14 protein-coding genes are annotated in these 24293 nt (G+C 40.0%); 13 read left to right on the top strand and 1 reads right to left on the bottom strand.

The features are described from left to right. Positions 1 to 13: 13 nt before the first annotated feature. The 7 genes from nrfD (at position 14) to KO513_RS08060 (ending at position 8222) form a co-directional block, all read left to right on the top strand. A complete protein-coding gene (nrfD, locus tag KO513_RS08090) occupies positions 14 to 1765 on the top strand; it encodes an NrfD/PsrC family molybdoenzyme membrane anchor subunit (RefSeq protein WP_215912973.1) in 1752 nt (583 codons plus the stop codon). A gap of 2 nt (positions 1766 to 1767) precedes the next feature. After that, the gene (locus tag KO513_RS08085; RefSeq protein WP_215912972.1) at positions 1768 to 2298 is read left to right on the top strand and encodes a DUF3341 domain-containing protein; all 531 of its coding nucleotides are present in this window, start codon (positions 1768 to 1770) and stop codon (positions 2296 to 2298) included. Between the two features lie 2 nt (positions 2299 to 2300). Next, complete coding sequence (locus tag KO513_RS08080; RefSeq protein WP_215912971.1) at positions 2301 to 2861, top strand: c-type cytochrome; 561 nt, start codon at positions 2301 to 2303, stop codon at positions 2859 to 2861. 16 nt (positions 2862 to 2877) lie between these two features. Beyond that, a complete protein-coding gene (locus KO513_RS08075) occupies positions 2878 to 4215 on the top strand; it encodes a quinol:cytochrome C oxidoreductase (RefSeq protein ID WP_215912970.1) in 1338 nt (445 codons plus the stop codon). Between the two features lie 30 nt (positions 4216 to 4245). Continuing rightward, the gene (locus tag KO513_RS08070; protein WP_215438517.1) at positions 4246 to 5349 is read left to right on the top strand and encodes a cytochrome c oxidase subunit II; all 1104 of its coding nucleotides are present in this window, start codon (positions 4246 to 4248) and stop codon (positions 5347 to 5349) included. Positions 5350 to 5416: 67 nt separating this feature from the next. Then, positions 5417 to 7243: a cytochrome c oxidase subunit I gene (locus KO513_RS08065; RefSeq protein WP_215912969.1), complete on the top strand. Its 1827-nt coding sequence runs from the start codon at positions 5417 to 5419 to the stop codon at positions 7241 to 7243. Between the two features lie 157 nt (positions 7244 to 7400). Then, a complete protein-coding gene (locus KO513_RS08060; protein WP_215912968.1) occupies positions 7401 to 8222 on the top strand; it encodes a GIN domain-containing protein in 822 nt (273 codons plus the stop codon). A gap of 14 nt (positions 8223 to 8236) precedes the next feature. On the opposite strand, the gene KO513_RS08055 is transcribed toward KO513_RS08060, so the two are convergent. Beyond that, positions 8237 to 10501 carry an acyl-CoA dehydrogenase family protein gene (locus KO513_RS08055; protein ID WP_215912967.1) on the bottom strand — a complete coding sequence of 755 codons (2265 nt, stop codon included), beginning with the start codon at positions 10499 to 10501 and terminating at the stop codon, positions 8237 to 8239. Between the two features lie 119 nt (positions 10502 to 10620). On the opposite strand from KO513_RS08055, the gene ruvB reads away from it, so the two are divergent. The 6 genes from ruvB (at position 10621) to sprA (ending at position 24258) form a co-directional block, all read left to right on the top strand. After that, positions 10621 to 11643, top strand: coding sequence for a Holliday junction branch migration DNA helicase RuvB (ruvB, locus tag KO513_RS08050; protein WP_215438513.1), 1023 nt, complete (start codon positions 10621 to 10623; stop codon positions 11641 to 11643). A 1-nt stretch (position 11644) separates the two neighbouring features. Beyond that, entirely contained in the window at positions 11645 to 12565 is a 921-nt protein-coding gene (queG, locus tag KO513_RS08045; protein ID WP_215912966.1) for a tRNA epoxyqueuosine(34) reductase QueG, read from the top strand. 121 nt (positions 12566 to 12686) lie between these two features. Next, positions 12687 to 14012 carry an MFS transporter gene (locus KO513_RS08040; protein ID WP_215912965.1) on the top strand — a complete coding sequence of 442 codons (1326 nt, stop codon included), beginning with the start codon at positions 12687 to 12689 and terminating at the stop codon, positions 14010 to 14012. Positions 14013 to 14122: 110 nt separating this feature from the next. Beyond that, positions 14123 to 16420: an NADP-dependent malic enzyme gene (locus KO513_RS08035; RefSeq protein ID WP_215438510.1), complete on the top strand. Its 2298-nt coding sequence runs from the start codon at positions 14123 to 14125 to the stop codon at positions 16418 to 16420. A gap of 57 nt (positions 16421 to 16477) precedes the next feature. Beyond that, positions 16478 to 17059: a Holliday junction branch migration protein RuvA gene (ruvA, locus tag KO513_RS08030; protein ID WP_215438509.1), complete on the top strand. Its 582-nt coding sequence runs from the start codon at positions 16478 to 16480 to the stop codon at positions 17057 to 17059. 5 nt (positions 17060 to 17064) lie between these two features. Beyond that, a complete protein-coding gene (gene sprA / locus KO513_RS08025; protein ID WP_215912964.1) occupies positions 17065 to 24258 on the top strand; it encodes a T9SS outer membrane translocon Sov/SprA in 7194 nt (2397 codons plus the stop codon). Positions 24259 to 24293: the final 35 nt, after the last annotated feature.

Below are 24293 nucleotides of genomic sequence, written 5' to 3'. Positions count from 1 at the left end.
ATAATAGATTTATATGGCGTCGCATTACGAAGCACCTATACGAAAGCCCTTGGTTATTGGGGATAAAGGCTACCACGATGTAAGTGTGGATATAGCCGCTCCGGTTGAGGGTAGGGCCAATAAGCATTGGTGGATTGTGTTTTCCATTGCCTTAGTGGCATTTCTTTGGGGTGTTGGTTGTATTATTTATACAGTCTCTACCGGTATTGGAACATGGGGTTTGAACAAGACCGTTAACTGGGCTTGGGATATTACCAACTTTGTTTGGTGGGTAGGTATTGGTCACGCGGGTACTTTGATATCTGCCGTACTTTTGCTTTTCCGTCAGAAATGGAGAATGGCCATTAACCGTTCTGCGGAGGCTATGACAATATTTTCTGTTGTTCAGGCGGGTCTTTTCCCAATCATTCACATGGGTCGTCCTTGGTTGGCATATTGGGTATTGCCAATTCCTAACCAATTTGGTTCGTTATGGGTAAACTTTAACTCACCGCTACTTTGGGATGTATTTGCGATATCTACATACCTTTCAGTTTCTTTGGTATTCTGGTGGACAGGTCTACTTCCTGATTTTGCGATGTTACGTGACAGGGCTATCCTTCCTTTTCAAAAGAAAATATATAGTCTGTTAAGTTTTGGTTGGAGTGGTCGTGCTAAAGATTGGCAACGTTTTGAAGAAGTGTCGTTGGTTTTGGCAGGTTTGGCTACACCACTTGTACTTTCTGTACATACCATTGTATCTTTTGACTTTGCTACATCGGTAATACCAGGTTGGCATACAACCATCTTCCCGCCATACTTTGTGGCTGGAGCAATTTTCTCTGGATTTGCAATGGTGAATACACTTTTGATTATCATGCGTAAAGTGTGTCACTTGGAAGATTATATCACTGTTCAGCATATTGAGTTAATGAACATTGTTATTATGTTAACCGGTTCTATTGTAGGGTGTGCATATATAACAGAGCTTTTTATGGCTTGGTATTCAGGTGTGGAATACGAACAATACGCTTTCTTGAACAGAGCTACTGGACCTTACTGGTGGGCTTACTGGTCAATGATGACTTGTAATGTGTTCTCTCCTCAGTTCATGTGGTTCAAAAAATTGAGAACTAGTATTATGTTTTCTTTTGCTATATCTATTGTAGTGAACATAGGAATGTGGTTTGAGCGTTTCGTAATTATCGTAACATCGTTGCACAGAGATTACCTTCCATCTTCATGGACTATGTTCTCACCAACATTTGTAGATATCGGAATCTTTGTAGGTACTATTGGATTCTTCTTCGTGTTGTTCCTTCTTTACGCTAGAACATTCCCTGTAATCGCTCAGGCAGAGGTTAAATCTATCTTGAAGTCATCTGGAAGTAAATATAAAAAACTAAGAGATGCGGGTCAGCCATTATATCAGATAACTAAATTGTCTGCTGCTGATACTAAAGAAGAAGTTATTACTGATGATGTGCTTATGGGAGAAGTTGCACCTCAACAAGATACCAGTGAGAGTGTTTCTGAGCTTTTGAGTACTATTGGTAAGTTTGATGCAACAAAAGAGACTGCTGATGACCTTAAGCAAATTAAAGGTGTAGGTCCTCAAATGGAAGCAACACTTAATGAAATTGGAATATTCACTTTTGCCCAAGTGGGTAGAATGACCAATAGGGAGTATGATTTGTTGGATTCAATAACAGAATCTTTTCCAGGTAGAGCGCAAAGAGACGATTGGGCCGGTCAGGCAAGATTATTAAATAATAAGAAACAATAGCTATGGCATCTAAAGCGATACATGCATATTATGATGATGATGACGTGCTAATGCTTGCCGTTAAGAAGGTAAAGGCAGCCAAGCATCACATCGAAGAAGTATATTGTCCATTTCCTGTTCATGGCTTAGACAAGGCTATGGGGTTGGCTCCAACACGTATTGCCATTACGTCGTTTATTTACGGCTGTATAGGTCTTAGTGTAGCTACGCTTATGATGAACTACATCATGATCGAGGATTGGCCTCAGGATATTGGTGGGAAGCCTAGTTTTAGTTATATAGAGAACATGCCGGCATTTGTGCCTATTATGTTTGAGTTAACTGTATTTTTTGCGGCTCACTTAATGGTGATAACTTTTTATATGAGAAGCCGTTTATGGCCTTTCAAAAAAGCAGAAAATCCAGATGTACGTACTACGGATGATCATTTCTTAATGGAGATAGATATTCATGGTAACGAAAAAGAGTTAAAAGATCTGTTGTTGGATACAGGGGCAGTGGAGATAAACATAGTTGAAAAAACCAGTCATTAAATATGAACAGTTTTAGCAAAATAGGAATCGTTTTTGGGTTGCTACTGTGTGTTACGGCTTGTGCCGATAAGAACAGTCCCAACTATCAATATATGCCTAATATGTACGAGCCAGTAGGTTACGAGGCGTATGGTGAGGTAGATTTTCTTCCTAATCGTCAGGAGGCAATGGTTCCACCGGCAAATACTATTTCTCGTGGCTGGATTCCTTACGGATATGAAAATACACCGGAAGGTAAAGAGTTGGCAAGAGTTCAAAAAAGTCCATTGGATTCAGTGAACATTGAAGAGGATTTAGCTGCGGGTGGTCAATTATATACCATTTATTGTGCTATTTGCCATGGTGATAAAGGTGATGGTCAAGGTACGCTTGTAAAAAGAGAAAAGATTTTGGGTGTACCAACATATGCGGATGAAGCTCGAAATATTACAATAGGTACAGCTTACCATACCATTCATTACGGATTGAACTCTATGGGTTCTTATGCATCTCAGATGAATACTAAAGAGATGTGGCAAGTTTCGGAGTACGTGATGAAATTGAAACAAGACTTAACGAAATAATACTTAGAAAAGGGATATGTATACGTTTTCAAACAAATTAAAGATCGGTTCCTTTATTTTAATGGCTCTTGGGATACTTGGTATTGCTATCGGATTTATATCGGCACCAAGCACCGTAGAAGAGGCAAAAGCTATAGTGGCCAGTCATGGCGATGGACATGGAGATGCCCATGGTGCGGTAGAAGCATATGGCGCTGTTGCAGAAGGACACGGTGATGCTGTTGAGGCTCACGGTGAGGAACATGATTCTTCTCACGACGAACACCTTTTACATCAATTACAGAATAAGCCTTGGGCCGCTTTATATGTAGCCGCATTCTTTTTCTTTATGATTGCTTTGGGGGTTTTGGCTTTCTATGCAATACAACGTGCAGCGCAGGCCGGTTGGTCTCCGTTACTTTTTAGGGTTATGGAAGGTATTACCGCATATATAGTTCCTGGTGGAATTATCGTTTTTGTAATACTGGTTCTGTCGGTTTTACACATGAACCACCTGTTTGTGTGGATGGATGCCGATGTAGTTGCGCATGATCGCCTTTTACAAGGTAAGGCCGGTTATTTAAACCCTACTTTCTTCTTAATACGTGCCGCTATATTTTTGGCAGGTTGGATGTTTTACAGAGAGTATTCTAGAAAACTTTCACTAAGACAGGATGAGTCTAACGACAATGCCAATTTTAAGTTGAACTTTAAATGGTCTGCTGCATTCTTGGTATTTTACTTAGTATCGGAATCTATCATGTCTTGGGATTGGATTATGAGTGTTGATCCACACTGGTTCAGTACTTTGTTCGGATGGTATGTTTTTGCTAGTATGTTCGTATCAGGTATTACCGTAATAGCTATGGTAACCGTGTATCTGAAGTCTAGAGGTTACTTGCCAGATGTGAACAATAGTCACATACATGATTTAGCTAAGTTTATGTTCGGTATTAGTATATTCTGGACATACCTATGGTTCTCTCAATTTATGCTTATATGGTACTCTAACATACCAGAAGAGGTTACTTACTATGTAACGCGTATTGCAGATTATAGATTACCATTCTTTGGAATGATAGTAATGAACTTTTTGTTCCCTGTGTTGCTTCTTATGAATAGCGATTTCAAACGTATGAACTGGTTTGTGGTTCTAACAGGTATCGTTATTTTAGGTGGGCACTATATGGATATATTCAATATGATTATGCCATCAACTGTAGGTGATCAATGGTTTATAGGTATACCTGAAATAGGGGCTGTTCTTTTCTTTGCCGGCCTATTCATTTTCTGGGTGTTCCGTGCATTGTCAACTGCACCTTTACAGCCTAAGCGTAACCCGTTTATTGAGGAGAGCAGACATTTTCATTATTAGTATTTTTAACGTATAATAGTAGAACATACGATGACTACATTATTGACTTTAGTGGTTTTAGCCTTGGTGGCAATTGCGATATGGCAGATGACGAAGATATTTGAATTGTCTCAGCTCAAAGCCGAAAATTCTCAAATAGCCAACGATTCGGATAACAAAACAAACGGATACCTTCTGTTCGCGTTTCTTATCTTTATTTACGGTATTACAATTTTTAGTTTCTGGAAATATTCTAAGTTTTTACTTCCGGAAGCTGCATCTGCTCACGGTGGGGAGTATGACTCTTTAATGTTGGTTTCCTTCATTATCATTTTCATTGTGCAGACCCTTACACAGGCTTTGTTACACTACTTTGGTTACAAGTATCGTGGTGTTGAAGGTAAAAAGGCCCTTTTCTTTGCGGACAGTGATCGTCTAGAGTTTATATGGACTATAATTCCTGTAATAGTACTTTCTGGACTTATCCTTTGGGGCTTATATACTTGGACTACTATTATGGATGTTAATGACGAAGACGATCCATTAATTGTGGAGCTTTATGCACAACAATTTAGTTGGACGGCTAGATATGGCGGTGAGGATAACGTATTAGGTAAGGCTAACGTTAGAATGATTGATATCAATAAGGCCAATGTACTTGGTTTGGATGAGTCTGATAGCTATGCGGCAGATGATATCATCGTTAAAGAATTACACCTTCCTGTAGGTAGAAAGGTTAATTTTAAAATGCGTTCGCAAGATGTGCTTCATTCTGCATACATGCCGCATTTTAGGGCTCAAATGAACTGTGTTCCGGGTATGATTACTGAATTTTCTTTCACTCCAATTTATACTACGGAAGAAATGCGCCAGAATCCTGATGTGGCTGATAAAGTAAAACGTACAAACGAGATTAGATCGGAAAGAGCGGCTAATGGAGAGGAAAATTCCGACCCATGGGAGTTCGATTATATTTTACTTTGTAATAAGATATGTGGAAAGTCTCACTATAATATGCAAATGAAGATTATTGTTGAGACTCAAGAAGAGTATGATGCGTGGATAGCCGAGCAAAAAACCTTTGGGCAGAATGTAATGGGCCAAGCATCTACAGATGAATTCAAGAACATTGAAACTGCAACGGCTAGTCACTAATACGAGTTTTCGTAAGGTATAGTCTAGGAGCGCTTTAAAAGAAAATTAAAATTAAAGAATAACAAATATGTCTGTTACTGCAAATGCACAGTTAGATGACCATGCACATGACGATCATGAGCATCACCACAAGCAAACTTTTGTAACCAAATATATATTTAGTCAAGATCATAAAATGATCTCTAGACAGTATTTGATTACTGGTTTGATAATGGGAGCGCTAGGCATCGCAATGTCAATTATGTTCCGTATGCAATTGGCATGGCCAGGGGAATCCTTTGGTATCTTCGAGACCTTTTTAGGAAAATGGGCTCCAGATGGAGTTATGGATGCAGATGTTTATTTGGCATTGGTAACCATTCACGGTACGTTAATGGTATTCTTTGTTCTTACACAGGGTCTGAGTGGTACATTTAGTAACTTACTTATTCCGTTGCAAATTGGTGCAAGGGATATGGCTTCGGGCTTTTTGAACATGCTTTCGTATTGGTTGTTTTTCTTGTCTTCTATAATAATGATTTCCTCTTTATTCGTTGAAGCAGGACCGGCTGCTGCAGGGTGGACTATTTATCCTCCGCTAAGTGCATTGCCAATGGCTCAGCCTGGTTCAGGAATGGGTATGACATTATGGTTGGTTTCTATGGCTATTTTCATTGCTTCATCTCTTATGGGATCGTTGAATTATGTAGTAACCGTAATTAACCTTCGTACAAAAGGAATGTCTATGACAAGATTGCCACTAACAATTTGGGCATTCTTTGTAACGGCCATTATCGGTATTATATCGTTCCCGGTACTATTATCTGCAGCTTTGTTGTTGATAATGGATAGAAGCTTTGGTACGTCATTCTTCTTGTCGGATATATTTATACAAGGTGAGGTATTACACTACCAAGGTGGTTCACCGGTATTATATGAGCACCTTTTCTGGTTCTTAGGTCACCCTGAGGTATATATTGTAATCTTACCTGCCATGGGTATTGTATCCGAAGTAATGGCGGTAAATGCTAGAAAACCTATTTTTGGTTATCGTGCAATGATTGCTTCAATTTTGGCGATTGCATTCTTGTCTACAATTGTATGGGGTCACCATATGTTTATTTCGGGTATGAATCCGTTCCTAGGTTCTGTATTTACATTTACAACGCTTTTAATCGCTATTCCATCTGCAGTAAAAGCCTTTAACTGGATTACTACACTTTGGAAAGGTAACTTACAGTTAAACCCTGCCATGTTGTTTTCAATAGGTATGGTGTCAACTTTCATAACAGGTGGTCTTACAGGTATTATCTTAGGGGATAGTACATTGGATATTAACGTACATGATACATATTTTGTTATTGCTCACTTCCACTTGGTAATGGGTATTTCTGCACTATATGGTATGTTCGCAGGTATTTATCACTGGTTCCCTACTATGTTTGAAGGTAAGATGATGAACAAGAACTTAGGTTATATCCACTTCTGGGTTACCGCAGTTGGCTCGTATGGTATTTTCTTCCCAATGCATTTTGTAGGTATGGCCGGTGTTCCAAGAAGATACTATGAGAATACCGCTTTCCCAATGTTTGATGAATTAACGGATATTCAAGTATTGATGACCGTATTTGCAATTATCACCGCAGGTGTTCAACTTATATTCGTATTTAACTTTGTAAGAAGTATTTTCTACGGTAAAATAGGTCCTAAGAATCCTTGGAAGGCAACAACCTTGGAATGGACAACACCACAGGAGCATATTCACGGTAACTGGCCAGGAGCCATTCCTGAAGTTCACCGTTGGGCTTATGACTATAGTAAGGTAGACGAAAACGGAGAGTACATTCTTCCAGGTCAGGATTTTGTTCCTCAGACCGTACCTTTACAAAAAGACGAAGAAGAGCTTCAACATTAAAATACTAGACTAACTCAAATTAAAATGCCTGACTTTTATAGTTGGGCATTTTTTTTGATACTTTTATTTAACATTCTTGTTGCGTAAGAACAATAAGAGATACATTTGCAAATTATAAGAGAAGGGTCTAATCAACTGGTGTCAAAGGGACTGTAGTATGAGAAATTTTGTTTTTTTAATTGTTTTATTATTTACTTTTCAGGCTTTTGGGCAACGTAAACCCAAAATAAAGGGGAATAAAGTTGTGATAGATGTTTATCAAGAGTTGCCTGCTTTTCATGCAATTGAACTACGCGATGATCTTGATATTAAGCTACATGATTCTACGGAGGAAGGCGTTGCTATCACTGCTGATGACAACCTAATTGACGTTTTAAGGTTTAAGGTTCAAGATAGCGTGCTTCAGATTAGCTCCTTCTATAACATCACCCGTAAAAAGAAATTGGAGATTACGGTTAACTATATTTACCTGGAGGCCATTACAATGTATGATGGGAAAATTGAAATGGACGGAGCGGTTAATGCAAAGGATCTTTATGTAGATCTACATGAATCCGCAAAATTGTATTTAAATGCCGATGCCGAAGTTTTTAATATCAATATGGAAGGTAACAGTTCAGGGGAATTCAACTTAAAAGGACAAGAGATAAATTTGGTTTTAAAAGACAGGGTTGATGTAAAGGTATTTGGCACAAGTGATTTAAGTAATGTAAAGTTGTACAAAAACGCTACCGCTATTTTGGAAGGAACCACATTTGAATTGTATGCGAACCTTTTTGAAAATTCCAATCTAAAAGCTAAAAAATTAGAGTCAGAAGCTGTTTATCTTACTGTAGAGGAGTCCGCTACTGCGGATATAAACAGTACCAAAATCTTACAACTTTCTTCAAGTGGTAACGCCAGGACTCATTTGTATGGGGAGGGCAAGGTAGAGATAATAGACTTTCTAGATACTTCTGAGTTACATAAGGAGAAATAGTTAGAAATACGATGTTATTTGGCAATAGGGGCGCTCATACAATGCTCTGGTATGCCAAACCCATCTACTAGGACTCCTATATGGGATCTTAATTCACTTGATAACCGTTCTACACGTTGGCGGATGGCCTTGGATTTGGTCCCGCCAATATAGCCTTGTTCTAAATACCATTCCGCATCTTGTCTTATAGTATAAAGTGCGTGTAACGTTCCTAGTTTCCGAAACAATGCTTTGTTCTTGGCGTCGGATATGGTTTCTGCAAAATCATTGTAGGTAGAATAAGCTAGTTCATTGCTATAGGCTTTGCCCAATGCCAATAGGTGGCTTTGTACTTTAAGAAACGCTTGGTAAGAAGGTATTCCCGTTTTAATATAGTCTCTAATTCGCATAGCCAGGGTATAGGTCAACCGTCTGGTACGGTATTCAAAAGCATGCTTGTGGAATTTAGGATTGTACAAATGATCCTTATCTACTTTGTTACTGTAAATAGGATTGATCGTGGTTAATTTGTCATTGATCTGTATGCCCAATATTTTTAGTACTGCGGAAAATCCTGCGCTATTAAACTCCGATTTAAAGTCTGATAGAACCCCCTTGGCGGCCAATAATAACAGTACGGTATTATCACCCTCAAAAGTGGTGAAGATATCTACATCGCCTTTTAAGTCGGCTATACGGTTTTCTAAAAGGTAGCCTTTACCGCCACAAGCTTCGCGGCATTCTTGAATGGTGTCATTTGCATACCAAGTGATGATAGATTTTAAGCCCGCCACTTGGGTTTCTATCTTTCGCTTGTCTGGTTGGGATGGGTCACAATATTGTTGCATCATCTTATCAAGGGTTATGTGATAGACGTAAGCGCTAGCCACTAGAGGCGTTAGACGCAACTGGTGCGTTGGGTAGTCCATTAAAAGGTCTTCCTGTACCTTAATACTGTCATTAAATTGTCTGCGCTTTAAGGCATGTTTAATGGCAACGGTTAAAGCAAATTTAGCACCTCCCAAACCTGCTCGGGCTACACAAATTCTTCCGCCTACCAAGGTGCCCAACATGGTAAAAAAACGTTTGTTTGGGTTTTTTATATCAGAGTGGTAAGTCCCATCTTCTTTAATGTCCCCATATTTGTTAAGTAGATTTTCTCTGGGTACGGCAACTTGATTGAACCAAATTTTACCGTTATCAACTCCGTTCAAACCTAGTTTGTAGCCGTTGTCTTTCACGTTTATTCCGGGTAAAAGTTCGTGTTTTTCATTTCTAAGCGGAACCAGAATGGCGTGCACACCTTCGTTTTTTCCATTTACGATAAGTTGCGCAAATACAGATGCCATCTTGGAGTGCAATGCATTTCCAATATATTCTTTATTATCGTTTTTCCCCGGGGTGTGAATTACAAGTTGATCCGTTTCGTTGTTGTAAGTTGCCGTAGTTTTTATTCCCCGTACGTTGGACCCATGGCCGGTTTCGGTCATGGCAAAACAGCCTAAAAGCTCCGCTTTTCCTGTTTGTGAGAGGTACAGGTCATGATGTTTTTTGGTTCCTAGCTTTTGGATACTTCCTCCAAAAAGACCAAACTGCACTCCAAATTTTATAGAAAGGCTGCCATCGGCAAACATCATATTTTCAAACATATAAGCATAACCTTCCATATCATCGGTTCCGCCATATGCCTCTGGATAGGCCATGGCTCCATAGCCCTTATTGGCTAAGAATTTAACTTGGTTCAGAACAACATTTCTGAAATCTTCTTTGTTTCGGTGCACTTCCCACTCAAAAATAGGGTCGGCCAATACTTCCCTGAAATCATCCACTAGTTTGGCATGCTTCCCTTTTAAAATCGTATCGATTTCTTTGGAATCATAAAATTCCGAGGTAGTTTCATGAATCACATCAACATCAAAAAGGTGATTGTAATGATTGGGTTGAATACCCAGTTGTATTTCAATATGTTTTAATTGTTCGTTAAATGGACATTCGTCTTTATAGTGGCACACTACCTTTTGGCTAAACGTGGCTAGTGGGTAAGTTTCGCTTTCAATTAATTTAACTCCTGAATTGGAAATAGTCTGTTTCCATTTTTTTAGTTCTGTATTTGCGGGCGGATTTTGTGTATTAAGCCACGTAAGTAATTGTGCCCTGCTCTTTTCGGATAGGGTTTTATCTGCGTCTATCGCATTTTGTACAACATTGATTTCGGATGCTGTGAGCAGGTCATCGGACCAAATAACATAGTAAAATGGGATGTACTGAAGAATTTCTGAGGAATAAGTGGAGTCTTGCATAGAATGAAATTACGAAAATTATCTTCAAAATAATGCGGCCTATGGCCATATAGAAAACGGTAGATTAGGGGCGTGAAGTATAGTGGGCTTGTTTCTTTTTCTGCTATCTTTGTCTTAATATGAATGAGTACTTAGACGCCGAAGGAGAGAATTTTACCCCTGAGGAATTTGATATAGAAAGAGCTTTGCGCCCCATAAGTTTTGATGACTTTACGGGCCAGGAGCAGGTATTGGAGAATTTAAAGGTTTTTGTGGAGGCCGCCAATCAACGAGGAGAGGCATTGGATCATACCTTGTTTCACGGCCCTCCGGGACTGGGTAAGACCACTTTGGCCCACATTCTTGCGAGTGAACTGGGGGTAAGCATCAAGATTACTTCCGGACCGGTTTTGGATAAACCGGGCGATCTTGCAGGTCTGCTTACCAATTTGGATGAGCGCGATGTACTCTTTATTGATGAAATTCACCGTTTGAGCCCAATAGTAGAGGAGTATCTGTACTCCGCAATGGAAGATTATAAAATTGATATTATGATCGAGTCGGGCCCCAATGCACGATCGGTACAGATAAACCTGAATCCGTTTACACTGATCGGGGCTACCACCCGTTCGGGATTGTTAACAGCACCCATGCGTGCGCGTTTTGGTATTCAGAGCCGCTTACAATATTATTCTACGGAATTACTTTCAACCATAGTTGAGCGTAGTGCAGAAATACTAAAAGTTCCTATTTCCCAAGAAGCTGCAATTGAGATTGCAGGTAGGAGTAGGGGTACACCTAGAATTTGTAATGCCCTTTTAAGAAGGGTGCGCGATTTTGCTCAAATCAAAGGTAATGGAAGCATAGATATTGATATTTCAAAATTTAGTCTAAAGGCATTGAACGTAGATGCTCACGGATTGGATGAAATGGACAATAAGATTCTTACTACCATTATAGATAAATTTAAGGGAGGCCCCGTAGGTATTACCACATTGGCAACGGCGGTTTCCGAAAGTGCCGAAACCATAGAGGAAGTATATGAACCTTTCTTGATTCAGCAGGGTTTTATTATGCGAACACCGCGTGGCCGTGAAGTAACAGATTTGGCATATAAACACTTGGGGAAGCTCAAAGGAGGAGTGCAACCAGGATTGTTTTAAGATGAATTCTAAAGAGAAATATTCCGAACTTATAAAAACCGAAGCCAAACGCCTCGGTTTTTTGTCTTGTGGTATTTCCAAAGCGGATTTTTTGGAGGAGGAAGCCCCTAGATTGGAGAAATGGCTCAATAACAATATGCACGGCGAAATGTCGTACATGGCCAATCATTTTGATAAACGTTTAGGCCCACGTCTTTTGGTAGACGGGGCTAAATCCGTCATTTCATTACTGCTGAATTATTATCCCGAAAACACACAAGAGGAAAACACATATAAAATATCCAAATACGCTTACGGGCAAGATTACCACCATGTCATTAAATCCAAATTGCGTGAGCTGCAAAATTTTATTTCTGAAAATATAGGTGAAGTTGGGGGTAGGGCTTTTGTTGATTCCGCGCCCGTTCTGGATAAGGCATGGGCCGCTAAAAGTGGCCTGGGGTGGATAGGGAAGCACAGCAACCTGCTCACCCAAAGGGTAGGTTCTTTTTATTTTATTGCCGAGCTTATTGTTGATTTGGATTTGGAATATGATTCTAGGGTTACGGATCATTGCGGAACTTGTACTGCTTGTATAGATGCATGCCCAACTGAAGCTATTGTGGAGCCCTATGTGGTTGACGGAAGTAAGTGTATTTCTTATTTTACCATTGAGCTCAAAAATGAAATTCCAACGGAATTTGAGGGTAAGTTTGATGATTGGGCCTTTGGGTGTGATGTTTGTCAAGATGTATGCCCGTGGAACCGGTTTTCAAAACCTCACCAAGAACCCTTGTTCAATCCACATCCGGAATTATTATCCATGTCCAAAAAAGATTGGGAAGAAATTACCGAAGATGTTTTTCGAAAAGTTTTTCAGAAGTCGGCAGTAAAAAGGACTAAATTCTCAGGTTTACAGCGCAATATCAAATTTCTAAAATAAAACAGCAAACTACGAAAACGTTAGAGTTTGTTATCTTTTATATTTTCTATACAAGTTTTTTCAGGTCGATGATTTATTGTGCTATCTTGTTTGATAGTTTTTATACCAAAACCAACTTCAAATGAGCTTTATTAAAAAACCGAGTTTAAGTTTTTGGCAGATTTTCAACATGAATGTCGGCTTTTTGGGCATCCAATTCAGTTTTGGACTTCAGCAAACCGCAATCAATCCTGTTTTTCTGTTTTTGGGAGCATCGGAAGATATGTTGCCTATTCTTAATATAGCTGGACCTGTAACGGGTTTGATCGTTCAGCCTATTATCGGAGCTATATCGGATAAAACTTGGTCGCCCCGTTTTGGTAGGCGTAAACCGTTTTTTCTGATTGGAGCTATTATTGGTAGTCTTTGCCTTTTTGCATTTCCGTTAAGTCCCGCCTTGTGGTTTGCAGTAGGGTTACTTTGGATTTTAGATGTGGGAAACAATATGGCAATGGAGCCTTACCGTGCTTTTGTAGGGGATAAGTTGCCAGAAAAGCAATTGAGTCTGGGGTACCAAATGCAAAGTCTATTTGTTGGTGCCGGTATTGTTTTAGCCAACGCATCCATTTTTTTGTTCCAAGATTGGTTTGGGGGCGGAGATGTTGCGGATGTAGCCGGTTCCATACCTAAGTGGTTGTATTACTCCTTTTTTATAGGAGCCTTTTTGTCCGTATCAACCATTCTTTGGTCCGTATTAAAAACTCCCGAAATTCCACCTACGGAAGAAGAAATGGAAGAAATCAAAGCTCATAAAGCCCTTTCTTTTGGGGAACGTTTTAATATGCCCTTCATAGAAATTGCCAAAGCGGTAAAAGAAATGCCTTCTTTTATGTGGAAACTCTCTGCTGTCTATCTTTTTCAATGGTATGCCCTATTTGTGTATTGGCAGTTTATAACACCTTTGTTCATGAATACTATGGGGTTTGATTTGTCCGGAGCTGCCGCGCAATCGGCAAAAATGAGCACTACGTACAATATTACCACTATGGTCGTAGCGTTGGCATTGGTACCATTGGCGCTTAAATTCGGGAGTAAAAAAGTCTACGCGGCCAGTTTATTGGGTACAGGGCTAGCACTTTTCGCTATCCCATATGTTTCCGATCCTATTACCGTGCTGTTTCCTATGGTCCTATTCGGTATAGGTTGGGCGGCTATGATGGGTATACCTTATACCATGGTTTCCAAGATTGTGCCTCAGGATAGACGAGGTGTTTATATGGGTATTTTAAATATGATGATTGTTATTCCTATGGGAATAGAGACGCTTACTTTTGGACCTATATTTAAGAACCTTCTTGGTGGTAATGCCGTTAACGCTATATTGTTCGCTGGGGTGTTTTTTGTTCTTGCCGCGGTTCTTTCTTTACGGTTGAACGTAAAGGAGGCCAAAAAGGAGAATATGGGCTAGTTGGGTTTTATACCTGTAAATCGCGTAAATTCTTGGAAATTTATCCTCTAAACTGGCTACACATATCCGAAGAATACCCTTAAATTTGTTTTCTTAAATCTAATATTCCTATGGGTAATCAAAAACAGAGAAGGGAAGCATTGATATATCATGCTAAACCGCAACCTGGCAAAATAAAAATCGTTCCTACAAAACCTTATTCAACCCAGCGAGATTTGGCTTTGGCCTATTCGCCTGGTGTAGCAGAACCTTGCTTGGAAATTGCTAAGGATAAGGATAATGCCTATAAATATACCTCTAAAGGAAATCTGGTGGCCGTTATATCCAATGGTACGGCCGTATTGGGGCTTGGTAATATTGGTCCGGAGGCCTCAAAACCAGTTATGGAAGGGAAAGGATTGCTGTTCAAGATTTTTGCGGATATAGATGGAATAGATATTGAAGTTGATACGGAGGATGTTGATAAATTCGTGGAGACCGTAAAAATGATCGCTCCTACTTTTGGCGGCATCAATTTGGAGGATATAAAAGCTCCGGAAGCTTTTGAAATAGAAAGAAGGCTTAAAGAAGAGCTTGATATTCCGGTAATGCATGATGATCAACACGGAACGGCCATTATCTCTGCTGCAGCTTTGTTAAATGCGTTGGAACTGTCCGAAAAGAAAATAGAAGAAGTCCGCATTGTTATTAGTGGTGCTGGTGCTGCCGCTGTTTCCTGTACAAAGCTGTATAAGGCTTTTGGTGCAAAGGCCGAAAATATTGTGATGTTGGACAGTAAAGGGGTTATCAGAAAAGATGCCGAAAATCTATCTGCTTCCAAAGCGGAATTTGCTACGGATAGAAAAATTGATACTCTTTCCGAAGCAATGGTAGATGCCGATGTTTTTATCGGACTTTCCATAGCCGATATCGTAACACCGGATATGTTAAATTCAATGGCGGAAAACCCTATTGTTTTTGCCATGGCAAACCCTAATCCTGAAGTAGATTACGACTTGGCCATAAAGACCAGGAAAGATATCATTATGGCTACAGGGCGTTCCGATCATCCTAATCAGGTGAATAATGTACTTGGTTTCCCTTTTATTTTTAGAGGAGCCCTAGATGTACGGGCTACTGCTATTAATGAAGAAATGAAAATGGCCGCCGTTAAGGCATTGGCCGAACTTACCAAACAACCCGTGCCGGAACAGGTAAACATTGCTTATGGGGAAACGCGATTAACGTTCGGTAAAGAATATATAATTCCCAAACCTTTTGATCAACGTCTTATTTCTGAAATTCCACCGGCCGTGGCCAAAGCTGCCATGGATAGTGGCGTGGCCAAAAGCCCTATTGATGACTGGGACCGGTATAAAGAAGAACTGCTACAACGTTCCGGGAACGATAACAAAGTAGTGCGCTTATTGCACAACAGGGCAAAAATGAACAAAAAACGTATTGTTTTTGCCGAAGCCGACCATCTTGATGTGTTGAAGGCCGCTCAAATCGTACATGAAGAGGGTATTGCTGAGCCTATTCTTTTAGGTAGAAAAGAGATTATTTTAGAATTGAAAAAGGAATTGGATTTTGATGCCGAGATAGATATCTTGGATCCAACTTCCAAAGAGTTTGATGAGAAACATATACGCTACGCAACCAAGTTTTGGGAAAGTAGAAAGCGTAGCGGCACTACACTTTATAGTGCGAAAATAAGAATGCGCGAGCGCAATTATTTTGGAGCCATGATGGTGCTTGAAGGTGATGCAGATGGAATGATATCTGGATATTCAAGAGCGTACCCAACGGTTGTAAAACCAATTTTGGAAGTTATTGGTAGAGCGTCAAATGTAAAGAAGGTATCTACGGTAAACATTATGATTACGGATAGAGGTCCATTATTTTTGGCAGATACCTCTATCAATATAGATCCAAATGCGGAAGAAATTGCAGAAATAGCTCAAAATGCGGCAAATGTGGCTTCAACTTTTGGATTTGACCCTGTATTGGCTTTACTGTCTTATGCAAACTTTGGGTCTTCTAACCATCCGCATGCAAAAAAAGTAAGGGAAGCGGTTCGTATTTTACATGAAAGCAACCCAAGTCTTGTGGTAGATGGCGAAATTCAAACAGATTTTGCCCTGAACAAAGAATTGTTACAGAGTCAGTTCCCGTTCTCCAAACTGGCGGGTAAAAAGGTAAATACCCTAATTTTTCCAAACTTGGAATCGGCGAACATTACTTATAAGCTCTTAAAAGAACTGAACCAAGCAGATAGTATAGGTCCTATTATGGTTGGTCTAAGAAGGTCTGTTCACATCCTTCAATTAGGTGCAAGCGTAGATGAAATGGTAAATATGACGGCGGTTGCTGTTATAGATGCACAGGAAAGAGAAAAAAGGAAAAAGGCCAAAACAGAGGCCAAGTAATAGTAATTGCCCGGTTCTAATGACCGGGCAAAATAATTCCCCAAAACCACCCCGGATATGATTACCCATCTTAAAGGAAAACTTGTAGAGAAAAACCCAACCTATGTAGTGATAGAATGTGCTGGAGTTGGCTATTTTGTAAATATTTCCTTGAACACTTTTTCTAAGATAGGCGATTCGGAAAATATTAGTTTGTTTACTCATCTTCAAGTAAAGGAAGACTCACATACGCTTTTTGGTTTTGCCGAAAGATCAGAGCGCGAGATTTTCCGTCTTTTACTATCGGTTTCAGGTATTGGTTCAAGTACGGCCCGGACCATGCTTTCTTCATTGGAACCGGCCCAAATTAGAGACGCAATTGCCAATGGAGACGTGGCTACAATTCAGTCCATTAAAGGTATAGGAGCCAAAACGGCCCAACGTGTAATTCTAGACCTTAGGGATAAGATTTTAAAAGTTTACGATATAGGCGAAGTTTCCGCTCCTACGAACAATACAAATAAAGAAGAAGCGTTATCTGCTTTAGAGGTTCTTGGCTTTGTAAGAAGATCCGCCGAAAAGGTAGTTGACAAAGTACTTATCCAAGACCCCTCGCTCAGCGTAGAGAACATTATTAAACTTGCGCTTAAAAATTTATAACAAGTTTGAAAACAGGGGCCAAACTATTTCTTAAATCACCATTTAAGCTTACACTCCTATTTTTATTTTTGCTCGTTTCCTCCGGTGTATCGTACGCCCAAGAAACAGAAAATGAAGATAGGGAAGAGCAGGAAGTGGATTCCGTAAAGACCGGTTTTTCTTTGGGTAAGCTCAAAATGGAAAACCCGGAAAGTATTGTCTCTAAATACGAATACGATCCAAATCTAAATATGTACATCTATTCTGAAAAGGTAGGTGATTTTGATATTGGATACCCGGTGATACTTACTCCCGAGCAATATTATGAGCTGGTACGCCAAGAAGGAATAAAGGACTACTTCAAAGAAAAATCCGATGCCTATGCCGGAAAAAAAGAAGGTAGTGAAGAAGCAAGAAAAAACTTACTTCCCAATTTTTACGTAAACAACAGTTTTTTTCAATCCATTTTTGGAGGTAACACTATAGAGGTAATCCCACAGGGATCCGTGGCTATGGATCTAGGGGTTATCTGGCAAAAAAATGACAACCCCTCTTTATCCCCAAGAAACCGCACCAATCTATCTTTTGATTTTGATCAGCGTATAAGTCTAAGTATGCTTGGTAAAATAGGCGAAAGATTACAGGTTACGGCCAATTATGACACAGAAGCTACTTTTGATTTTCAGAATATTGTTAAACTGGATTATACACCTACGGAGGACGATATCATTCAGTCAATAGAGGTGGGTAACGTAAACATGCCGCTCAATAGCTCCCTTATAACGGGCGCACAGAGTCTTTTTGGGGTAAAAACTCAGCTTCAATTTGGTAAGACCACGGTTACTGCAGTTTTCTCGGAACAGCGTTCTCAAAATAATACAGTTGTAGCACAGGGCGGTGGTACGGTAAATGAATTTTCCGTTTCGGCACTTCAATATGATGAGGATAAGCATTTCTTTCTGGCCCAGTATTTTAGGGATAATTATGATGCAGCTTTGGTTAACTACCCCTACATCAGGAGCCAAGTACAGATAACCCGTTTAGAGGTTTGGGTTACCAACCGTAGTCAGCAAACCTTAAACGTTCGTAATATAGTTGGTATTCAAGATTTGGGAGAATATGACCCATTGTTAGCAGGTGAAAATAAGACTAGAATCTCAGGGAATGCCCCTGCAGGATTTTTCAATGTAAATTCAGGGCAACCTAACCAGTTGCCACGTAACGATGCAAATGATTACAATCCTGCGTTAATTGGTCAAGGAGGAGCGCTTACCCAGAGTATTCGTGATGTGGCTACCATTGAGCAAGGTTTCAATGTTTCGGGCTACCAACCTAACCAAGGGTTTGATTACGCTTATCTTGAAAACGCAAGAAAGTTGGAGCAGGGTAGGGATTTTCAATTTAATACCCAATTGGGCTACATTTCATTAAACCAACGTTTAAGCAATGACGAAGTATTGGCGGTAGCCTTTCAATATACCTATAACGGAAAAGTATATCAGGTTGGTGAATTTGCCAATGGTGGGGTAGATGCAACAACGGTTTCCGGATCTTTGGAAAACCCTATTATTGATAATAACACCTTAGTGCTGAAATTACTGAAAAGTAATATTACCAATGTGTCCGATCCTATTTGGGATTTGATGATGAAGAATATTTATGCCACTGGTGCTTTTAGGTTGAGTCAGGAAGATTTTAAAATGAATATCCTTTACTCTAACCCAACACCAAGGAACTATATTACTCCGGTTGAAGATTTTCCTGCCCAAACGGATGGAGGAAAACCTTTGCAAGAGCGCATACTGTTGGATATCTTTAATTTTGATAGACTTAATGCCTACAATGATGTGCAACCTGGTGGTGATGGTTTTTTTGATTTTGTTCCGGGCATAACCGTAGATACGCAGAACGGCCAAATTATATTTACGAAAGTTGAGCCTTTTGGGGAATATCTTTTTGAACGTTTAGGTGGTGGGGATTATAATACCGAAAGCGGATATAACGCCAACCAAGAGAAATATGTATTTAGGGATATGTATGAGCTTACCAAATCTGCGGCCTTACAAAACCCGGAAAAAGATAAGTTCTTATTAAAAGGTAGATACAAGTCAGAGGGAAGCAATGGCATTCCGATAGGAGCTTTTAACGTGCCCAGGGGTTCTGTGCGTGTTACCGCTGGAGGAAGACAGTTGCAGGAAGGTATAGACTATACGGTAAACTATCAGGCAGGTACGGTTCAGATTCTTGATCCAAGTTTGGAGGCATCCAATACCCCGATTAATATTTCAGTAGAAAATAATGCCGTATTCGGTCAGCAAACCCGTCGTTTTACAGGCGTAAACGTAGAGCATCAATTCAACAAGAATTTTGTTTTAGGGGCCACTTTATTAAACCTAAATGAAAGGCCATTAACGCAAAAGTCCAACTTTGGCGTAGAGCCTGTGAATAATACCGTATTCGGAATCAATGGAAATTTTTCAACCGAAGTTCCTTTCTTGACCCGTTTGGTCAATAAACTACCTAATATAGATACGGACGTTCCGTCTAATCTTTCGGTTAGGGGAGAAGTTGCTTGGTTAAAGCCTAGTTCACCTAAAAATGCCGACTTTCAAGGGGAAACAACAACATACTTAGATGATTTTGAAGGGGCTCAGGCTCTAATTGATATCCGCTCTTCTTTGGGTTGGGCACTGGCAAGTACACCGGTGGAATTTTTGGATTCACCCACTCAAAAAGGTTTGGAAACTGGTTTCGGTAGGGCAAAAATGGCTTGGTATTCTATTGACCCTGTCTTTTATACCAACCAAAGGCCTGCGAGTATCAGTGATAATGATATTTCCACAAACGCCACAAGAAGGATATTTATAGATGAGGTTTTTCCTCAGGTTGAAGTAGCTCAAGGACAGACGCGTCAACAGACTACATTAGATTTAGCGTATTACCCTGAGTTAAAAGGCCCGTATAACGCAAATGCTAATTTTGGTACTGAATCTCCCAATGATAAATGGGGTGGTATCATGCGGTCTTTGAGCAGTACCAATTTTGAGCAGGCCAATGTTGAGTTTGTTCAGTTTTGGGTGATGGATCCTTATTTAGAAGGAACTGCAACAAGTCAAGGAGAATTAGTGTTTAACCTAGGTAATATTTCCGAAGATATTTTGGCGGATGGCCTTAAGCAATACGAAAACGGACTACCAGTTAACGGTGAGGGAAGTGTAAAACCGGAAAATCCTACGTGGGGTCCGGTTCCGGCAACCCAGGCCTTAGTGTATGCCTTTGATGTTAATGAAGGCAGTCGCTCACAACAAGATCTTGGTTTTGATGGTCTTAATGATGGAGCCGAAGCCGCAATTTATGGGGACGATAATCCAGAAGATCCAGCTTTGGATAACTACGAATACTTCTTGCAACGTGATGGCGGGATACTTAATAGATATTTGAACTTCAACAACCCGCAAGGAAACTCGCCGGTTGAGGTAACTAATGATAATAGAGGGTCTACCACATTGCCGGATGTAGAGGATATTGATCGTGATTTGACCATGAATACGGTAAACAGTTACTATGAATACCGGATTCCTATTAAACCCAATACGACCATTAACGATAAATATGTAACCGACATTCGTGATTCATTAGTGCTTTCAGGAAATAGAATTCCTAATGAAAGTACAGTGCGTACCCGATGGATCCAGTATAAAATTCCGTTAAGTGATTTTACCGAAGCAGTAGGTGGTATCAATGATTTTCGCTCTATAAGCTCATTACGTATGTACATGACCGGCTTCTCTAGTGATGTGCTTTTGCGTTTTGCTACGTTAGATCTTGTACGTGGAGATTGGAGAACCTATACTAAGTCTCTTGATGTAGATGACCCAAATACGGCAGATGATGCCACTACCTTAGACGTTAATGCGGTTAACATTCAGGAAAACGAAAGTAGAAGTCCTATTCCTTATGTGCTGCCTCCAGGTGTTCTTCGTGAGCAATTGAACAATAACAATACCATTATACAACAGAATGAGCAATCTCTTTCTTTGGTGGTGGAAAATTTGGAGTCTCAAGATTCTAGAGGTGTATTTAAGAATCTTGATATAGATGTGCGTCAGTATGAAAAATTAAAAATGTTCATACATGCCGAGAAAATTTTAGAGACAGATATTTATGATGTAGACCAACCTTTGGTAGGTTTTCTTAGAATAGGAACTGATTTCTCCGAGAACTTTTATCAGTTGGAAATTCCGTTGGAGTTCACCTCTTTTGGAGCTACTTCCGAAGAAGCTATTTGGCCGGATAATAACCAGATGGAAATTGTGCTGGCAGACCTTAATAAGGTAAAGTCGGTTTGGATTTCGGGAACGGACTTAAGTGAAATCAGGTATTTTGAAGTGATAGACGGGGAAGTGGTTTCCGTGGATCCGCTTTCGGCAAGAACTCCAGGTAGATTGCGTATTGGAATACAGGGTAACCCTTCTTTAGGAAGTATCCGTAGTATGATGGTAGGGGTAAAGAATGTAAGTAGAACCCCGGCAAGAGGAGAGGTCTGGTTCAATGAACTTCGTTTGGCAGGTTTGGATAATGAAGGTGCTTGGGCCGCATTGGCCGCCGTAGATGCAAACTTCGCAGATTTTGCGAATGTCTCCGCAACCGGTAGTACCAGTACTTCAGGTTTTGGGGCCATTGATCAGATGCCCAATGAACGGGCTCGTGAAGATGCGCTTTCCTATGATGTAGTTACCAATGTAAATCTCGGACAGTTACTTCCTAATAAATGGGGTATTCAACTTCCGTTCAACTACGGTATATCGGAACAAATGATTACGCCTGAGTTTGACCCGGTATATGATGATTTAAAGTTACAGGACAGAATTGATGCTGCAGATAACCCTGAAGATGCAAAGGCCATTGAACAGCAAGCAGAAGACTATACCAAGCGTACCAGTATAAACTTTATAGGGGTCCGCAAAGATAGAGGAGAAGAGGCCGATGCCAATTTTTACGATGTAGAGAACTTTACTTTTAACTATTCGTACAACGAAACCAATCATAGAGATTTTGAAATTGCTTCTTTAGAGGATAAAAACGTTGCTGCAGGCTTGGTTTACAACCATAATTTTAAGCCTGTAGAAGTGGCGCCTTTTATGAAAAACGACTCGCTGTTTACTAGTCGGTATTGGAGGTGGTTAAAAGAATTGAACTTAAGTCTGTTGCCAACCAGTATATCGGTTAATTCTAATATAGATAGGCAATTCAACCAACAACGTTTTAGGGATGTTGTGGAAGAAGGGGTAGATAAATTGGAATTGCCAACGTTGCAACAAAGAAATTATCAGTTTAATTGGCAGTATGCGGTAAATTATAGCCTTACCAAATCACTCCGTTTAAATATGACCGCCAGTAACAACCACATCGTAAGAAATTATTATGAAGATTTTGTAAACGGTACTGGGGATGAAGACCAACGTATAGATGAGACGTTGGGACTTTGGGACGGTTTTTGGGATTTGGGAGAGCCTAATAGGCACGCCCAGCAATTAGAATTAAACTACGACCTGCCTTTTAGTAAAATTCCTGTACTGGATTTTATAAATGCACAATACAGCTATACCAGTAATTTTGATTGGCAGCGTGGTGGCGATGCACTTAGGGAAGTAGCGTTGGAAGATATTAATACAGTACAAAACGCTAGTACGCACAACCTAACTGCTAATCTTACCATGCAGAAGTTCTATGATATGATAGGGCTTAAAAAACGAAGTGGAAAATCTGCGGCCAATAGGGCTCCGGTGCGAAGGGATAAAGCGGGTAACCCGGCCTCGGGCAGTGAAAAGACAGAAAAGAAAACTAGTGGTCTTTTCAATACGGCGGTAGATATCCTCACTATGGTAAAACGGTTGAACCTTAATTATAATGAAAGCAGAGGTAAAGTGCTCCCAGGGTATACGCAATCCGTTGGTTTCGTAGGTTCGTTAAAACCTTCGTTCGGTTTTGTTTTTGGTAGTCAGGCAGATGTGCGTTTTGATGCCGCAAGAAAAGGATGGTTGACCGGTTTTGACGAGTTTAACGAGCAGTACATTCAGAATATCAACAAACAATTGAATATTACGGCCACGGCTCAGCCCATTAAAGATTTAACGATAGATTTATCTGCGGATAGACAGTTTTCTAATAGTTATCAGGAGAATTTTAGTGTTATACGTAATACGGACGGTTCGTTGGAGTATAATAATCTTTTAGGTAACGAATACGGGAACTTTAGTATTTCTACAGTAATGCTCGGAACAATTTTCAATAAAAGTGACGAGTTTGATTCCAAAACGTTTGAACAGTTTAAGCAAAACCGTATTATCATCGCCAATCGTTTAGTAGCGGATAGGGGAGAAGTGGCAAACATAAATCCAGAAACAGGTTTTCCTGAAAAGTACAGTAAAACTCAGCAAGATGTGTTGTTGCCGGCTTTCTTTGCGGCATATACAGGGCAGGATGCGGAGCGTGTGAACTTAGATGCCTTCCGTGATATCCCAATTCCTAACTGGAATTTGAAGTTTACAGGTCTTATGCGTAACAAGTGGTTCAAGAAAAGGTTTCAGCGTTTTTCTGTGAGCCACGGTTATCGGGCAGCCTACAGTATAAACTCTTTTCAGACCAATCTAGAAAAAGTACAGCTAGAGAATGATGGTTTGTCTACATTAGACCCTGAGACTGGAGATAGAATGCCAGACCTTATTTTAAACAACGTGGTATTGAACGATGAGTTCAACCCGTTGGTGCGTATGGATTTTGAAATGAAAAACTCCGTAAGTGTTCTAGCCGAAATGAGAACCAGTAGAACCTTGGCGCTTAGCTTTGATAATAACCTTATGACCGAAATGAACGGTAAGGAATACACCGTAGGTCTTGGGTATAGGTTTAAGGATGTTAAGTTTGTTACCAACATTGGCGGAAACAAGACGCGTTTAAAAGGGGATTTGAATTTAAAGGCAGATGTTACGCTTAGGGACAACATCACTATAATTAGAAATTTAGATATTGACAATAACCAGATTACATCAGGTCAAAACTTACTGTCCATTAAATTTACTGCGGATTATGCGCTAAGCAAAAACCTGAATGCCTTGTTCTTCTATGATCATTCATTCTCGCAGTTTGCTGTATCTACTGCTTTTCCTCAGACTACAATCAATTCAGGATTTACTATTAGGTATAATTTTGGTAATTAATGAGCTTTCCAATAGGTTGCAGAGGTGTAAATCGT

The sequence above is a fragment of the Zobellia sp. B3R18 genome, from assembly GCF_018860715.1.
Classification (GTDB): Bacteria; Bacteroidota; Bacteroidia; order Flavobacteriales; family Flavobacteriaceae; genus Zobellia; species Zobellia russellii.
Note: the sequence above shows the minus strand (reverse complement) of the source record. Positions and strands in the feature narration are given on the sequence as shown.

Coding starts and splice junctions, on each gene's coding strand:
- nrfD (WP_215912973.1), top strand. CDS start 14: ATGGCGTCGCATTACGAAGCACCTATACGAAAGCCCTTGGTTATTGGG.
- KO513_RS08085 (WP_215912972.1), top strand. CDS start 1,768: ATGGCATCTAAAGCGATACATGCATATTATGATGATGATGACGTGCTA.
- KO513_RS08080 (WP_215912971.1), top strand. CDS start 2,301: ATGAACAGTTTTAGCAAAATAGGAATCGTTTTTGGGTTGCTACTGTGT.
- KO513_RS08075 (WP_215912970.1), top strand. CDS start 2,878: ATGTATACGTTTTCAAACAAATTAAAGATCGGTTCCTTTATTTTAATG.
- KO513_RS08070 (WP_215438517.1), top strand. CDS start 4,246: ATGACTACATTATTGACTTTAGTGGTTTTAGCCTTGGTGGCAATTGCG.
- KO513_RS08065 (WP_215912969.1), top strand. CDS start 5,417: ATGTCTGTTACTGCAAATGCACAGTTAGATGACCATGCACATGACGAT.
- KO513_RS08060 (WP_215912968.1), top strand. CDS start 7,401: ATGAGAAATTTTGTTTTTTTAATTGTTTTATTATTTACTTTTCAGGCT.
- KO513_RS08055 (WP_215912967.1), bottom strand. CDS start 10,501: ATGCAAGACTCCACTTATTCCTCAGAAATTCTTCAGTACATCCCATTT.
- ruvB (WP_215438513.1), top strand. CDS start 10,621: ATGAATGAGTACTTAGACGCCGAAGGAGAGAATTTTACCCCTGAGGAA.
- queG (WP_215912966.1), top strand. CDS start 11,645: ATGAATTCTAAAGAGAAATATTCCGAACTTATAAAAACCGAAGCCAAA.
- KO513_RS08040 (WP_215912965.1), top strand. CDS start 12,687: ATGAGCTTTATTAAAAAACCGAGTTTAAGTTTTTGGCAGATTTTCAAC.
- KO513_RS08035 (WP_215438510.1), top strand. CDS start 14,123: ATGGGTAATCAAAAACAGAGAAGGGAAGCATTGATATATCATGCTAAA.
- ruvA (WP_215438509.1), top strand. CDS start 16,478: ATGATTACCCATCTTAAAGGAAAACTTGTAGAGAAAAACCCAACCTAT.